The sequence below is a fragment of the Synechococcus sp. MU1643 genome (assembly GCF_020514095.1).
In the GTDB taxonomy this organism is placed as follows: Bacteria; Cyanobacteriota; Cyanobacteriia; order PCC-6307; family Cyanobiaceae; genus Parasynechococcus.
This window is the reverse complement of record NZ_VTKY01000001.1, coordinates 36,334-51,227: the sequence shown is the minus strand read 5'-3', so window position 1 is coordinate 51,227 and position 14,894 is coordinate 36,334. Positions and strand designations below refer to the sequence as shown.

At 62.6% G+C, this 14,894-nt stretch carries 17 protein-coding genes and 1 pseudogene; 16 read left to right on the top strand and 2 right to left on the bottom strand.

Going from position 1 to position 14,894, the window contains the following annotated elements; genetic code table 11:
- Nucleotide 1 precedes the first annotated feature (1 nt).
- The gene (gyrA, locus tag FZX09_RS00270; RefSeq protein ID WP_226399107.1) at nucleotides 2-2,614 is read right to left on the bottom strand and encodes a DNA gyrase subunit A; all 2,613 of its coding nucleotides are present in this window, start codon (nucleotides 2,612-2,614) and stop codon (nucleotides 2-4) included.
- 90 nt (nucleotides 2,615-2,704) lie between these two features.
- Here gyrA and FZX09_RS00265 point away from each other — a divergent pair, with 90 nt between their 5' ends.
- From FZX09_RS00265 to rsmD, 5 genes and pseudogenes are all read left to right on the top strand, one after another.
- Entirely contained in the window at nucleotides 2,705-3,271 is a 567-nt protein-coding gene (locus tag FZX09_RS00265; protein ID WP_226399106.1) for a CAAD domain-containing protein, read from the top strand.
- Nucleotides 3,272-3,320: 49 nt separating this feature from the next.
- Nucleotides 3,321-4,484 carry a GuaB3 family IMP dehydrogenase-related protein gene (locus FZX09_RS00260; protein ID WP_226399105.1) on the top strand — a complete coding sequence of 388 codons (1,164 nt, stop codon included), beginning with the start codon at nucleotides 3,321-3,323 and terminating at the stop codon, nucleotides 4,482-4,484.
- A 180-nt stretch (nucleotides 4,485-4,664) separates the two neighbouring features.
- A complete protein-coding gene (trxA, locus tag FZX09_RS00255; RefSeq protein WP_009790257.1) occupies nucleotides 4,665-4,988 on the top strand; it encodes a thioredoxin in 324 nt (107 codons plus the stop codon).
- 26 nt (nucleotides 4,989-5,014) lie between these two features.
- Nucleotides 5,015-5,656, top strand: coding sequence for an imidazole glycerol phosphate synthase subunit HisH (gene hisH, locus FZX09_RS00250; protein WP_226399104.1), 642 nt, complete (start codon nucleotides 5,015-5,017; stop codon nucleotides 5,654-5,656).
- Nucleotides 5,653-6,189 (top strand): annotated as a pseudogene (rsmD, locus tag FZX09_RS00245) (16S rRNA (guanine(966)-N(2))-methyltransferase RsmD); the annotation flags it as partial. The gene hisH and the pseudogene rsmD, both read left to right, overlap by 4 nt.
- 13 nt (nucleotides 6,190-6,202) lie before the next feature.
- On the opposite strand, the gene petG reads toward rsmD, so the two are convergent.
- Nucleotides 6,203-6,319, bottom strand: a complete 117-nt coding sequence (gene petG, locus FZX09_RS00240) for a cytochrome b6-f complex subunit V (RefSeq protein ID WP_071823076.1) — start codon at nucleotides 6,317-6,319, stop codon at nucleotides 6,203-6,205.
- A gap of 56 nt (nucleotides 6,320-6,375) precedes the next feature.
- On the opposite strand from petG, the gene FZX09_RS00235 reads away from it, so the two are divergent.
- From FZX09_RS00235 to FZX09_RS00185, 11 genes are all read left to right on the top strand, one after another.
- Nucleotides 6,376-6,789, top strand: a complete 414-nt coding sequence (locus tag FZX09_RS00235; RefSeq protein WP_226399103.1) for a c-type cytochrome — start codon at nucleotides 6,376-6,378, stop codon at nucleotides 6,787-6,789.
- 9 nt (nucleotides 6,790-6,798) lie between these two features.
- Nucleotides 6,799-7,545 (top strand): RNA methyltransferase, encoded by a 747-nt coding sequence (locus FZX09_RS00230; protein ID WP_226399102.1) that lies wholly within the window; start codon nucleotides 6,799-6,801, stop codon nucleotides 7,543-7,545.
- A 28-nt stretch (nucleotides 7,546-7,573) separates the two neighbouring features.
- Nucleotides 7,574-8,722, top strand: a complete 1,149-nt coding sequence (locus FZX09_RS00225; protein ID WP_226399101.1) for a serine hydrolase — start codon at nucleotides 7,574-7,576, stop codon at nucleotides 8,720-8,722.
- A complete protein-coding gene (locus tag FZX09_RS00220) occupies nucleotides 8,719-10,071 on the top strand; it encodes a DUF3370 domain-containing protein (RefSeq protein ID WP_226399100.1) in 1,353 nt (450 codons plus the stop codon). Before FZX09_RS00225 ends, FZX09_RS00220 begins: the two co-directional genes overlap by 4 nt.
- Nucleotides 10,072-10,091: 20 nt before the next feature.
- Nucleotides 10,092-11,180, top strand: a complete 1,089-nt coding sequence (gene bchI / locus FZX09_RS00215) for a magnesium chelatase ATPase subunit I (RefSeq protein WP_226399099.1) — start codon at nucleotides 10,092-10,094, stop codon at nucleotides 11,178-11,180.
- 18 nt (nucleotides 11,181-11,198) lie between these two features.
- Nucleotides 11,199-11,663: a crossover junction endodeoxyribonuclease RuvC gene (ruvC, locus tag FZX09_RS00210; protein ID WP_226399098.1), complete on the top strand. Its 465-nt coding sequence runs from the start codon at nucleotides 11,199-11,201 to the stop codon at nucleotides 11,661-11,663.
- Nucleotides 11,660-12,208 carry a 5-formyltetrahydrofolate cyclo-ligase gene (locus tag FZX09_RS00205; RefSeq protein ID WP_226399097.1) on the top strand — a complete coding sequence of 183 codons (549 nt, stop codon included), beginning with the start codon at nucleotides 11,660-11,662 and terminating at the stop codon, nucleotides 12,206-12,208. Before ruvC ends, FZX09_RS00205 begins: the two co-directional genes overlap by 4 nt.
- Nucleotides 12,209-12,219: 11 nt before the next feature.
- Entirely contained in the window at nucleotides 12,220-12,663 is a 444-nt protein-coding gene (locus FZX09_RS00200; protein WP_226399096.1) for a hypothetical protein, read from the top strand.
- Between the two features lie 7 nt (nucleotides 12,664-12,670).
- A complete protein-coding gene (locus FZX09_RS00195) occupies nucleotides 12,671-13,093 on the top strand; it encodes a SufE family protein (protein WP_226399095.1) in 423 nt (140 codons plus the stop codon).
- 75 nt (nucleotides 13,094-13,168) lie between these two features.
- Complete coding sequence (locus FZX09_RS00190) at nucleotides 13,169-14,476, top strand: homoserine dehydrogenase (protein WP_226399094.1); 1,308 nt, start codon at nucleotides 13,169-13,171, stop codon at nucleotides 14,474-14,476.
- A 164-nt stretch (nucleotides 14,477-14,640) separates the two neighbouring features.
- Nucleotides 14,641-14,814: a hypothetical protein gene (locus FZX09_RS00185; protein ID WP_370624134.1), complete on the top strand. Its 174-nt coding sequence runs from the start codon at nucleotides 14,641-14,643 to the stop codon at nucleotides 14,812-14,814.
- Nucleotides 14,815-14,894: the final 80 nt, after the last annotated feature.

Genomic DNA, 14,894 nt, shown 5'->3' with positions numbered 1-14,894 from the left:
GTCAGCTGTCCTGTGCGCTGCTTTCAGTGTCACTCGAATCGGGGTCGTTTGACGTGTCGTCGTCAGCAGAGTCGTCGTCTGCTGAAGGCGGCACCAACACCACCTTCAGCAGACGGTCGCCCTTGTCGAGCTTCTGCAGACGCACCCCTGTGGCCGCACGGGACTGCTGCGGAATGGCATCGGCGCTGGTGCGCACGATCACCCCCTTCTCGCTCACCAGCAGCAACTCCTCACCGGCACCGAGCACACTCAGCCCCACCAGCTCATCGGCGTCGGTGCGGAACTTCATCGCGCGAAGGCCCATGCCGGCCCGCTTCTGCAAGCGGAATTGCGTCACCGGAACCCGTTTGCCCAGACCCGAGGCCGACGCCACGAGCACCCAGGGACCCTCACTGGCGGCATCCTCTTCATCGTCGGCGCTGGCGGCCACCTGATCGGCGAGTTCCACGGGCAGAACATCCATGCTCACCAGGGCATCACCATCGCGCAGGTTCATCGAACGCACGCCGCGGGCAGTGCGGCCCAAGGGCCGCAACTCCTCATCACTGAGGCGGAAGTGGATGGTCATCCCGGCTTTGGAGCCGATCAAGACGCTGTCGCCAGGCACCGCCAGGCGCACCCAGGTGAGGGCATCACCTTCCTCCAGGTTGATGGCGATCAGGCCATTGGAGCGGATGTTGCTGAAGGCCGAAAGGCGGGTGCGCTTGATGAAGCCACCTCGGGTGAGCATCACCAGGTCGGTGTCGTCGCTGAACTCCGACACCGGAATCAATGTGGTGATCGCCTCTTCCCGAGGGATCGGCAGCAGCTGCACCACCGGCGTTCCCTTGGCCGCACGGCTGCACTGGGGCACGCGGTAGGCGGGCAGTGCATACGACACACCGCGGTCGCTGAACAGCACCAAGGTGTCGTGGTCGTTGCAGCTGATGAACAGCTTCACCGCATCTTCACCCTGGCTGCGGGTGCCGGCCTTACCGCGGGTGCCGCGGCTGGTGGCTTCAAACTCGCTCACCGGCATCCGCTTGAGATAACCGGTCTCAGTAAGCAGCACCACCGAACGCTCATTGGCGATCAGGTCGATGTCGGATAGGCCGCCGCCGAGGTCGAGGATTTCGGTGCGACGCGGCGTCTGGTAGCGCTCCTGCAGTTGACCGAGCTCGTCCTGGATGATTCCGAACACACGCTCACGACGGCCAAGGATGTCCTTGTAGTCAGCGATCTTGGTGACCAGATCCTCGTGCTCGAGCCGGATCTTGTCGGCCTCTAGAGCCGTCAGACGGCGCAGCTGCATCTGCAGGATGGCATCGGCCTGGATGTCGGAGAGGCCATGGAGCTCCTGAAGCTGTTGACGTGCCGTGGCCGTATCGGGAGCAGCCCGGATCAAGGCGATGATCGGATCCAGCTGATCGAGCGCCAGCAGCAGGCCCAGCAGGATGTGGTCGCGCTCTTCGGCCTTGCGAAGCAAATAGCGGGTGCGGCGCTCAATCGTCTCGACCCGGAAGTCGAGGAACACCTCGAGCATCTTGCGCAGGGTGAGCAGGATTGGCTCGCCGTTCACCAGCGCCAACATGTAGGCGCTGAAGTTGCTCTGCAGCGGGGTGAGCTTGAACAGGTTGTTCAGCACCACCTGCGGGTAGGCGTCACGGCGCAGTTCCACCACAATCCGCATGCCATCGCGGTCGCTTTCGTCGCGAATGTCGGAAATACCCTCTAATTTCTTATCGTTAACTAGCTCTGCGATTCGCTCAATCAGAGCCGCTTTATTGGTCTGATACGGCAACTCCGTGATGATCACGGCATCGCGATCGGGGCGTCCCGGCACCTCGAGCGTTTCAATGTTGGCCACTCCGCGCATCGTCACCGAGCCGCGGCCGCCCAGGTAGGTCTCGCGTATGCCTTCCCGCCCAAGGATCTGACCACCGGTGGGGAAATCTGGACCAGGGATCAGCTGGATTAACTCCTGATCGGTGATCTCAGGGTTCGCGATCAACGCGAGTAAGCCATCAATTAGCTCATTGAGGTTGTGGGGAGGAATATTGGTCGCCATCCCCACGGCGATGCCCGCTGAACCATTCAGAAGCAGCTGCGGGATCCGCGCAGGAAGCACGGTTGGCTCCTGCTGCGAGCCATCGAAGTTGTCGGCAAAATCAACCGTCTCAGCCTCGATGTCTTCCAGCAGGCTGTCGGTGGTCAGCGCCCGCAACCGCGATTCGGTGTATCGCATAGCCGCCGGTGGATCATTATCCACCGAGCCGAAATTGCCGTGCCCATCGATCAGGGGCATCGACATGGAGAAGTCCTGAGCCATGCGCACCAGGGCGTCGTACACAGCGGTGTCGCCGTGGGGGTGATATTTGCCGAGCACTTCGCCCACCACACGGGCGCACTTGCGGTAAGGCCTGTCGCTGGTGAGGCCCAACTCGTACATCGCGTACAGGATTCGGCGATGCACCGGCTTGAGGCCGTCGCGGGCATCGGGCAGCGCCCGACCCACGATCACACTCATCGCGTACTCCAAATAGGAGCGCGACATCTCGTTGCGTAGGTCTGTCTGAATGATCCGATCGTCGGAACCGCCGGGACCGCCGCCGCCAGGCCCCACAGAATCCGTCATACGTGCATCAGACGTCCATTAACAGTCTATCTCGGACGGTAGAAGCAACAGAAAAGTCCGGATAAAATCCCGATGCTTTCCACTGACGTGATGGGTCCTGTCGACGAGCCACGCCCTGAAGCCGAAATCCCAGGCAGCGAAACCACGCCAACACCGGAACCCACTCCGGAGCCTGAACCGACTCCGACTCCGACACCCACTCCCACCCCAACACCGGAACCCACTCCGGAGCCTGAACCGACTCCGACACCCACTCCCACCCCAACACCCGCGCCCACGTCCGACCCGGTAATAGCCTCCACAGTGTCGATCCTTGCTCAGGACAGCACCGATCAGGACGGTGGCGAATGGGAGCTGCTGGTGGGCAAGGTGAAAGACTGGCTCGAGCAGAACGCTCTGGCTGAGCTTTGGACCAAGGCCCAGCTGCCGCTGCGGGTGGTTGGCGGCCTGATCGTCTTCAGCCTGGTGTCGACGATATATTCCGGTGTTCTCAATACCATCAACAGCATCCCTCTCGTTCCAGGCCTGCTAGAGCTGGCCGGAGTGATCTGGTTGGTGAACTTCGCTCTGCGCAACCTAATTCGCAACAGCGATCGGGACAACTTCATCAAAGGCGTTCACTCCACCTGGAGCCGTGTGACAGGCCGATCAAGCTGAGGCGATCATCCCGATTGGTAGCTTGATCTGACTTTATTGAAGTCGCGCGGTGGACATTCAGCTCGGACGCTCAAAGACCGTTCGCCGGGCCTACGGAATCGATGAAATCGCTCTGGTGCCTGGGGGTCGCACGGTGGACCCCGAGGTCACCGATACCCGTTGGACCCTGGGGGGCATCGAGCGCGAGATCCCCATCATTGCCAGCGCCATGGATGGCGTGGTGGACGTGGGCATGGCCGTTCGCCTGTCCCAACTGGGCGCCCTCGGCGTGCTCAATCTTGAGGGTGTTCAGACCCGCTACGAAGACCCCAATCAGGTTCTGGATCGAATCGCCGCCGTTGGCAAGGACGAATTCGTCCCGCTGATGCAGCAGATCTACAGCCAGCCGGTTCAAGAGACGCTGATCCGCAAACGGATCCAAGACATAAAGGCCCAGGGAGGCATCGCTGCCGTCAGCGGCACACCGGTGGCCGCCATGCGTTTCGGTAAGGCCATTGCCGAAGCCGGAGCCGATCTTTTCTTCGTGCAGGCCACCGTGGTCTCAACAAACCACACCGGACCTGAAGGCCAAGAAACCCTGGATCTGGAAGCCCTTTGCCGCGACATGGGCGTTCCCGTGGTGATCGGCAACTGCGTCACCTATGACGTTGCCATGCAGCTGATGCGGGCAGGCGCAGCCGGCGTAATGGTGGGCATTGGACCCGGTGCTGCCTGCACCTCCCGTGGGGTTCTCGGCGTGGGCATTCCCCAGGCCACGGCGGTTGCCGACTGCGCCGCCGCCAGGGCCGATTACGAAAAGGAAAGCGGTCGCTACGTTCCGATCGTTGCCGACGGTGGCATCGTCACCGGCGGTGACATCTGCAAATGCATCGCCTGCGGCGCCGACGCCGTGATGATCGGCTCCCCCATCGCCCGTGCTGAAGAGGCTCCAGGCCGGGGCTTCCACTGGGGCATGGCCACCCCAAGCCCGGTGCTGCCCCGCGGAACCCGCATCAATGTGGGCAATATCGGCAGCATCGAACACATCCTCCGAGGCCCGGCCAAATTGGACGACGGCACCCACAACCTGCTGGGCTGCCTAAAGACTTCCATGGGCACCCTGGGAGCCCAAACCATTAAGGAGATGCAGCAGGTGGAGGTGGTCGTAGCACCCTCCCTGTTGACGGAAGGCAAGGTCTACCAAAAGGCCCAGCACCTTGGAATGGGCAAGTAAGGCAGGGCTAAATTGGAAGTGTGCGGGCTTCGGCCCACACACTCCTCACACCCCCCGGCCCGGCGCAATCGGGCTTTCACTCTTTGTAGAGAGCGACTGTCACAGTTCCCTTCTCGGCAGGGAAGTGCTGTGTTTTCGCTTGAAACCGTTGCTAAATTCCTCTTAAATTCCCCTGCTCATATGTCCAGCGCTGCTGCTGTCACCGACGCATCCTTCGAGCAGGACGTGCTCCAAAGCGACGTGCCCGTCCTCGTGGACTTCTGGGCACCCTGGTGTGGACCTTGCCGCATGGTGGCTCCGATCGTTGAGGAAATTGCCAAGGAATTTGAAGGTCAAATCAAGGTGTTCAAGCTCAACACCGATGAAAATCCCAACGTCGCCAGCCAGTACGGCATCCGCAGCATCCCGACCCTGATGGTGTTCAAGGGCGGGCAGAAGGTGGACACGGTTGTGGGCGCTGTTCCCAAGGCAACCCTCTCAGGCACCATCTCCAAGTACCTCTGAATTCGTCTCCAGAACGGATCAACCGGTTGAGTCTGAACCTCGGGTTAATCGACTACGGCATGGGCAATCTCCACTCTGTGGAGAAGTGCCTGGAGCGACTTGGTCAAGGCTGCTCATTGATTCAACATGCCGATGATCTGGAAGGCATTGATGCGCTGATCCTGCCTGGGGTCGGCGCCTTTGATCCGGCCATGACCAACCTCAGGGCCACGGGGCTGGTGCCCCATCTGCTGCGCTGGGGGCAAGAGGATCGCCCGTTGCTTGGCATTTGCCTTGGCCTGCAGCTGCTGTTTGAACAGAGCGATGAAGGCAACGATCCAGGCCTGGGGCTTCTGGCCGGACGGGTGGAACGCCTTCCCAGCAACAGCGGCGAGCGCATCCCCCACATGGGCTGGGCCCCGTTGAAGCATCACGGCAACTGTCCGCTGCTCAGCAGCAAATCACCCTCGGAATGGGTGTATTTCGTGCACAGCTACGCCGCCGTTCCCACCGATCCGAATGACCTCAAGGCCTCGGCTCCCTTCGGTGATCAGGAGGTCACTGCTGTTGTCTGGCGTGGCCGAGTCGGCGCCTGCCAGTTTCATCCGGAGAAGTCGTCCGATGCCGGAGAACAGATGCTCAAGCGCTGGTTGATCTGGCTGCGTAACGGAGCTGCCCCCTTCCCATGAGCGGGGGCGGGCAACTGCGTCTCAGTGGTGGTCGACGTCTGCTGAGCCCTAGGGGACGCACGGCTCGGCCCACTACCTCCAGGGTGCGTGAGGCTGTGATGAACATCCTCGCCCCGCACCTGCATGATTGCCGCTGGCTCGACCTCTGCAGCGGCAGCGGCGTGATGGGCTGTGAGGCACTGCAGCGGGGTGCGCGCTGTGTGGTGGCCGTTGATCAAGATCCTCAGTGCATCCGCATCAGCCGCTCCAACCTCAGTGCGGTGGCTGCAAGCCGTTCACCTAGCCCGGAGATCCACACCGAACGGCGAGAACTGATCGCATGGCTGCGCAAGGGTTGGAGCCAGGATCCCTTCGACATCGTCTATTTCGACCCCCCCTACGACCAGGGCCTCCACGAACCCTGCTTTCTCGCCCTCGCCCAGGGGAATTGGCTTCACCAGGACTCCCTGGTGGTGTGTGAACACCGCTCCAACATCAAACCCGTACTGGGCTCAGGTTGGACGGTTGTGGATCAGCGCCGCTACGGCATCAGCAGCGTGCTGATGCTCAGCCCCCCAGAGCGCTGCCACCACGGCGGTACTGGTTCCATGCCGCAACAAACAGACCCATCAGTGTGACGGGGATCAGACCAAGAACGATGCCGCAGAGCAGAGGTTCGATCATTGCGTCGCGTCAGCCATCAGAATTGAGCAGAATTCTCTCATTGGAACCCAAGGTCTGTGGTCCAGCCGTCACGAATTGCGGCCGAATCGGCATCAGCTGATGCAAATGATTCGAGCGATCGGGGTCGCGGCCTGATCGCGGCCCTGGTGGTGTCGGCTGCCACGGCTTGCATGGTTCTGGTGCTCTGGGTTCTGGGAAACGCCCAGCAGGACCCCTACATCAAGGCCAGCCTTGAATTAAAAGGGGCCGTTGACCACGGCGGCCAGCTGTTCCGGATCAACTGCGCTGGTTGTCATGGTCTTGCCGGCCAGGGGTTAGTGGGCCCTCAACTTCAGGGCGTCAGCAACCAGCTCAAAGACCCCGTTCTGGTGCACCAGATCATCAGCGGCGAGACTCCCCCCATGCCGAGCTTTGAGATGGAACCGCAATCGATGGCCGACCTGCTGGCCTACCTGCACACCCTCAGCTGAGCCGCTGCCTTGAATGCCGTCGTCGTGCTGGTGGAGCCGGCCGGCCCCCTGAACATCGGAAGCGTGGCCAGACTCTGCGCCAATTTCGGGGTGACCGAACTGCGGCTGGTGGCCCCCCGCTGTGACCATCTCAGCGAGGAAGCTTTGCTGATGGCCGTGCACGGCCAAGCGCTGCTTCAAGCCGCCGTGGTGGTTCCCGACCTGCTGACGGCCATCAACGACTGCCGCCGCACCGTGGGCAGTTGCGGACGCATCGACCATGGTGAGATTCCACTGCGAACACCCGAGCAGGCCTTGGGTTGGTTGCTGGGCAGAGATGGCAGCAGCTCCAGCGCTGACGCCCCCGTGGCCCTTGTGTTCGGACGGGAAGATCGTGGCCTCAGCAACAGTGAACTACGGCTCTGCCAACGGGTTCTCTGCCTGCAAAGCGGTGAGGCCTATCCCTCGCTGAATCTGTCCCACGCCGTAGCTGTGGTGCTGCATGAGTTGGCCCGACTCAACAGCGGCACAACCGAAACCCGCAGCATCGAGCCCCCATCGCCGGACCCGGCGGCCGCCAAAGCACTGTCAGCCTTTCTGGACGACGCAACCGACCTGCTGCTGGAAGCCGGTTTCCTCCTGGAGCACACCGCCGCCTCACGCATGGCAAAAGTGCGGGATCTGCTGCAACGCGCGACGGTGCGCGCCGAAGAAGTCGCTCTGCTGCGGGGGATGGTGCGCCAACTGCGCTGGGCCATCCGCGCCAACCGCCCCTAATCTCTGCCGAACATTCACGGCTGAAAGGTTGAGCAGCAGTCGTTCGTCACGTCGCTCCGCCGGTTGGGGAGGCACGGTCCAGCTCATCCTGCGGCTGGTATTGATGGGGGTGGGCCTGGGACTGCTCACCGGCACAGGCCTGCGGCTGCTGGCCCCGCGCGTGCAACAGCAGAAGATCTCACTACCCAGCTGGCTGGCCGATCAAGCCTTGATCACCACGCTGCTCGGCAACGCCGTGGAGCCGCCCAGCGCTGAGGACGCCTCAAAGCACAAGAAGGCTGCACCTGCCGTGACAAAGGGCCTCAAGCAGGCACGCTTTGCCCCCAGGCAGGAGATCAAGGTGCTGTCGCAGCGATGGGTGGAGCTTGCCGCGCAACAAACCGATCTACAGGCAAGTGCCTACATGTTGATTCTTGACGACGGACGCTTTGCAGCCATGCAGGCCGAGCGCCCGATGGCCGCGGCCAGCTCGATCAAGACGCCGATCCTGCTCGCGGTGCTGGAGCTGCTGGATCAGGGAACGCTTCAGTGGAACGAACCGCTCACGCTCACCGAGGAGCTGGTGGGGGGAGGGGCCGGCTGGATGGCCTCCAGGCCCCTGGGCAGCCGCTTCCCCACCCATGAGGTAGCGACGGAAATGATCCGGGTGAGCGACAACTCCGCCACCAACTTGATGATTGCTCGGGCGGGGGGAATGGACACGGTCAATGCCCGCTTCCAGGAGCTGGACCTACCCTCCACCGTGGTGAACAACTGGCTGCCGGATCTCGACGGCACCAACACCACCAGTGCCCTGGATCTCAGCCGGGCCATTGCCCTGGTGGATAGCGGTGAGCTGCTGGCCCCCCGCAGCCGGGATCTGTTTCGCGAGGTGATGGAAACATCGGTCACCAACACGCTGCTGCCAAGGGGCCTGATGCGCGGCCTCGGTGGCGCCCAGGGGGAACCGGACGCAAGCCTGGCCCGCAAGGGGTACCGCGTCTACAACAAAACCGGTGATATCGGCATCGCCTACGCCGATGCCGGGCTGATCGAACTCCCCGACGGACGACGCGCTGTGGCGGGATTTCTGGTGGAAGGCCCCTTCAATGACCCCCGATCCACCGAACTGATCCGTCAGCTCGCCGCCGCCATGGCACCGCACCTCAAACCCATCCCGGTTACTCCCAAGCCATGAAGCTCGCTCCGCTGTTGTCTGCTGCCTGGCTGGCTGTTGCAGCCATGCCCGGCGCTGCGGAAGTGATTGAGCGACAGCAGAGCGTTCGCCCCTTACCTGGAGCCCTCGACAGCGTGTTGATGGTGAACGACAACAACCCCGAACTGATCAAGGACGACGGCATCTTGATCTCGACCTTCCCCGATGGGGATGCGACATCGGTTCCGGTGGTGCTGAACGGTCGCTTTGACCTGTTCAGCCACCACGTGTACGCCGGTGATGCGGAGGGCAGTCCCAGCTCAACCCTTTGGCTGGCGGTGCTGGCGGCTCCGCTGGGGAACGCTCCTATAACCCTGCAGCTGCTCTCGGGCAGCACCTCGCTCTCACAGGCCACATCACCCGGCCAGACCCAGGCCCCCTTCTTGCCTTTGCCTAGCCTGATGCCAGAGACCACCGACGTGGTGGCGGCAGGACCCGGCAGCCGCGTTGCCGGAGATCTGTTGGTCGGTCGCAGCGCAGCGGAACTCGCCAAGCGCCGCTGGACCCTGGCTCCAGGCTCACCCACACAGCTGCTGCTGTTGCCCATACCCGTGGCCGGTCTCGACCCCCTGCTCAACGGCCGCAACCTGCAACTGCGCTTCAAAAGCTCCGGGACGGTGGCGATGGCCACCCTGGCCGCTCATGGCAACAACGGGAATCCTCCAAGCGAGCAGCACTGGCTGCAGCTGCTGAAGGACCAGCACATGAGCAGTAAGGAGCATCAACCCACCCCACGGGGCAGCAAGGGGAAGATCATTTATTCCCGGGTGAGCGGTGTTCAGATCGGCAGCAGCTGGCGGGCTCGCATCACCGACCCGGGCAGCTCGGTGCTGGCCGCACCCAAGACCCCCATCTCTTGGCCAATCAGCAGCCTGGAGCGCGGCACCCTCGCCACCAACCAGGTGCAAACGGCGGAGCTCAAAGGCTTTTATCCCGGCACCGCCTGGGCTGCCCATGGCAACTACGGGGTGGAATACGACCTCACCCTGCCGCTGAAGAACACCGGCTCAGCCGCAGTGACACTGCAGTTGTCGCTGGAGTCGCCCCTCAAAGGCAACAGCCAAGCCTCTTTCCTGCGCTTCCGCGATGACCTCAATGGCCCTGTGATGTTCCGCGGACCTGTGCAGACAACCGGTCTGGAGGATCCAGAGGGTGTTCCCAAGGGGCGCCAGACCCAGCACCTAGTGCTGCGCCAGGGGCAGCAGGGGCCGTCCTTGGGACAGCTGATGCTCAAGCCAGGGGAAGCCAAGCAGGTGCGCGTACGGCTGGTCTATCCGGCTGATGCCACACCACCCCAGGTCATCACCGTGCAGCCTGTGAAACAATCCTGAGCACGCCTAGAGAATTGCTCGTGACTGCACCCCGGAAGCGCAGGGTCTTTCCCTTCACTGCGGTGATCGGTCAAGAGGAGATGAAGCTGGCCCTGCTTCTCAACGTGATCGATCCGCGCATCGGCGGCGTGATGATCATGGGGGACCGCGGCACCGGCAAATCCACCACGATCCGTGCCCTGGCCGATCTGCTCCCGGACATCGACGTTGTGGCCGGCGATCCCTACAACAGCTCTGCCAGCGATCCCGACCTACAGAGCAGTGAGGTGCGCGAGCGGATGCAACAGGGTGAAAGCCTGAGCACCGAACCGCGGCAGGTGCCGATGGTGGACCTGCCCCTCGGTGCGACGGAAGACCGCCTCTGCGGCACCATCGATATCGAGAAAGCCTTGAGCGAAGGCGTGCGCGCCTTTGAGCCCGGTCTGCTGGCCAAGGCCAACCGTGGCCTGCTTTATGTGGATGAGGTGAACCTGCTCGACGACCACCTCGTCGACGTCCTCCTTGATTCAGCAGCCTCCGGCTGGAACACGGTGGAGCGGGAAGGCGTCTCCGTGCGCCACCCCGCTCGTTTTGTCTTGATTGGCTCCGGCAACCCCGAGGAAGGGGAACTCCGCCCCCAGCTGCTCGACCGTTTCGGCATGAGCGTTGAAGTGCGCACCGTGCGGAATCCAGAGCTGCGGGTGCAGGTGGTGGACCAGCGGACCGCCTTCGACAGCGATCCCGATGGCTTCAGCACCGCCGTGGAGGGAAATCAAAACGCCCTGCAACAACGGGTAGTGGAAGCCCAGCAACGCCTCGACCAGGTGACCATTGATGAGGATCTGCGCCTACGCATCTCCGCCGTCTGCGGCGAGCTCGATGTGGATGGTCTGCGGGGTGACATCGTCTCCAACCGTGCCGCCCGAGCCCTGGCTGCCTTCGAAGGGCGCACGGAAGTGACCGAGGATGATGTGGCCCGCGTGGCCTCCTGCTGCCTGCGCCACCGTTTGCGCAAGGACCCCCTGGAGCAGGTGGATTCCGGCGACCGGGTGGTGAAGGTGTTCTGCAAGGTGTTTGAGCGCAGCGAGAGCAGCGACCGCGCTGATTTCGAACTGGCCCTCGCCGCCTGATCCCCTCACAATCAGCCCATGCGGATCCTCGGCATCGACCCGGGCCTTGCCCGGGTGGGCTACGGGGTGATTGACATCAATGACGGATGCCAGCGCATGCTCGATTGCGGCATCATCCAAACCGATTCCGGTCGCTCGGATGGTGATCGCATGGTTGAGATCGCTGGCGACCTGCGCCAGCTGATTCGCATCTGGAGCCCGGAACTGGCGGCCGTGGAGAAGTTTTTCTTCTACCGATCGAGCAACACCATCAACGTTGTGCAAGCGCGCGGCGTGGTGGTGATGACCCTGGCCCGCTTCAAGATCCCGATGGTGGAGTTCCCTCCCATGCAGATCAAACTCGCCGTGGCGGGATTCGGCCATGCCGAGAAGGATGAAGTACTGGAGGCGGTGATGCGCGAGTTGAACCTTGATGAACCACCCCGACCGGATGATGCGGCCGATGCCCTGGCGGTGGCGCTGACGGCCTGGTTGCAGCGATGAGCAGCAAGCCAACCCTGCGCCGTCACTTCAAAGCCCAGCGTCATCTGGGAGAGGCTGCCACGCGATCCATCCAAGACGCCGTAGCGGACCTGATCGACCAATCCAACTGCGGCAACCGCCATGTGGGGATGTACTGGCCCCTGCCGGGGGAGGCGGATTTACGGCCGCTGCGGGATGCCCCCCATCCACCCTTGGCCTTGCCGGTGGCCGATGGCTGCGGAGGCCTCATCTACCGGAGCTGGGGTGAGGACCCGCTTCACCCCGATGGCTGCGGCATTCCTGCTCCTGCCACGGGAAATGCCCTTGGGCCGGATCAGCTGATGCTGCTGCTGGTGCCGGCGCTGGCCGTGGATGGCGCTGGCATCCGCCTGGGCTATGGCGGTGGGTATTACGACCGGCTCAGGGCTGATCCCGCCTGGGCAGCCGTGCCGGCCTGGGTGGTACTGCCCTCAACCTGCCTTGCGGCCGTACCGTTGCCCCGAGAGTCCTGGGATATTCCATTTACCGGCTGGATCACAGAGCAGGGTGCTGGTCGGCCCACCTGAGGGGCCGCATCATGGGCACCATTGATCGCCCTTCCATGCTGCGTCTGCTGGCTCCACTGGTTCTGCTCAGCTCGGTGCTGAACGGTGCGTTGCCAGCTCCCGTCAAGGCCCATCAGATCGAAAGCGCTCTGCACTATCTCGATGGCGATCTGCAACTGAGCAGCAACTTTTCCAACGGTGAACCCACCCAAGGAGCCGTTGTTCGCCTGCTAAATGCCGATGGCACTCCAGGGCAGGAACTGGGCCGAACCGATACCGAGGGACGCCTGAGTATCGATCTCAGCAGCGTGGGCAACGGCACCGTTGATCTCCAGGTGGACGGTGGTCCAGGCCACCGCGACTACCTCGAACTTCCCGTTCAAGACGGCGAAGTGAATCTGAATGAGGTGGTCATGTTCCCCTTCAGCTTGGTGATGGTGGGGCTGCTGGTTAGCGTGCGACGTCGAAACCACTGAGCCCCGCATGGCCACCAGCACCGGCAGTGATGCCCTCGACCGGATGGTGGAGCGCTTGGGCAGCACCACCGATCCAAAACGCCGCTACGAGTACGTGCTCTGGTTAGCCAAGAAGCTCGCTCCAATGCCGGTCGAGGAGCAGACCAACGACATCAAGGTGAAGGGATGTGTGTCGCAGGTGTTTGTGCGGGGTGCCCTCGATGAGGGGGTGATGCGCTGGCAGGGCGACTCGGATGCGCTGATCACCAAGGGACTGCTGGCGTTGTTAATCCAAGGGCTGGATGGATTGACGCCGGCCCAGGTGCAGGCGGTGGATCCGGCCTTCATTGCGGAAACAGGCCTGCAAGCCAGCCTGACGCCCTCCCGCGCCAATGGCTTCCTGAACATCCTCCTGGCCATGCAGGATCAGGCACGTCAGTTAGGGAACTGATCAGGAAGAGAACAGAAGCAAAGTCACGTCAGTACATAGAGTCGCTCGCAAACGTTCCAACACGGATCACAGGGGATGGCAGCAAAGGTCGGCGTGGGTCTGCTGGGGCTGGGCACGGTTGGCGGTGGGGTGGCTTCAATTCTCGAGACCCCCAGCGAACGCCACCCGCTAGTCGGTGAGCTTGAGCTGATCCGCGTTGCCGTCCGCGATCTGAACCGTCCCCGGCCCGTGGCCTTGGACGCAAGCCTGCTGACCACCGATCCATCGGCAGTCATCCAGGACCCTGCGGTGGACGTGGTGGTGGAAGTGATCGGTGGTCTGGAGCCGGCCCGCAGCCTGATTCTCCAAGCGATTGCAGCCGGCAAATCCGTGGTGACCGCCAACAAGGCCGTGATCGCGCGCCACGGTCAGGAAATTGCTGAGGCCGCTGCCTCCGCCGGGGTGTACGTGCTAATAGAGGCCGCCGTTGGTGGCGGCATTCCCATCATTGAGCCGTTGAAGCAGTCTCTGGGCGGCAACCGCATCAACCGCGTCAGCGGCATCATCAACGGCACCACCAACTACATCCTCACCCGCATGGCAGAGGAAGGGGCAGCCTATGAAGCGGTGCTCAAGGATGCCCAGGAGCTGGGCTTCGCCGAAGCCGATCCGGCAGCGGATGTGGACGGTCTTGATGCAGCCGACAAGATCGCGATCCTGGCCACCCTGGCCTTCGGCGGCAGCGTGGATCGCGCCGCGGTTCCCACCGACGGCATCAGCGGCCTGCAGGGTGTAGATGTGGATTACGCCAACCAACTGGGCTACGGCGTAAAGCTGCTGGCTGTAGCAGAGCGAATGGCCGACAGTGGCGAACCCCTGCCGCTCTCCCTGCGCGTGCAGCCAACCCTGGTTCCCAAGGACCACCCCCTGGCCGGAGTGAACGGAGTCAACAACGCCATCCTTGTGGAAGGAGACCCAATCGGCCGGGTGATGTTTTACGGCCCCGGCGCTGGTTCTGGACCAACGGCCTCTGCGGTGGTGGCCGACATCCTCAACATCGCCGGCATCCGCAAGGCCAGTGACGGTGCTGGGAAAGTGGACCCCCTCCTAGCAGCGAGCAGCTGGCGACCTTGCTCCCTCGTCGATTCAGGCGACATTCGCCAACGCCACTATGTGCGCTTCAAGACAAAAGACGCGCCTGGCGTGATTGGCAACGTGGGCGGCTGCTTCGGCCAACGCAATGTCTCCATCCAGTCGATCGTGCAATTCAATGCCAGCGACGCCGGTGCCGAGATCGTTGTGATCACCCATGAAGTGAGCCAAGGCCAGATGAATGAAGCACTCGAAGCGATCGAGGCCCTTCCAGAGGTTTCGGGCCTGGCCGCTCACCTTGGCTGCCTCTAAGGAGTCCGCCAGCCCTGGCGGCCGCACCCGAGCATGCGTCAGAGTGTCAAGATCTTTCACTGCACAGGTCTGAATTCTCAGATGTGTGCTCCAAACGGTTCATGCAGAACCTAACTCGATCGATACCGGGTCAAGGCTGTTCCCTAGAAGAGGGGTTCAGTCAGATGTCTGTTCACCAGGGAGACTGCGTCAACCTCGACAGTGACGACGACACATATCAGGTGATCGGTGTGGATGGCGACCACGACCGCTGCTGGGTGCGTCGCTGGCCTCTGCAGAGCAACGAGGGATCACCAGTGTTCGAAATCTCTCTAGAAAGGATTCGCCAGGTCGGTTGACTCCCTGTTGAATGGGCCGACATTTTGATGGTTAAGGCCCGTTGAAGCGCATCGATCGCCCCACGAGATGGACGTTCGGT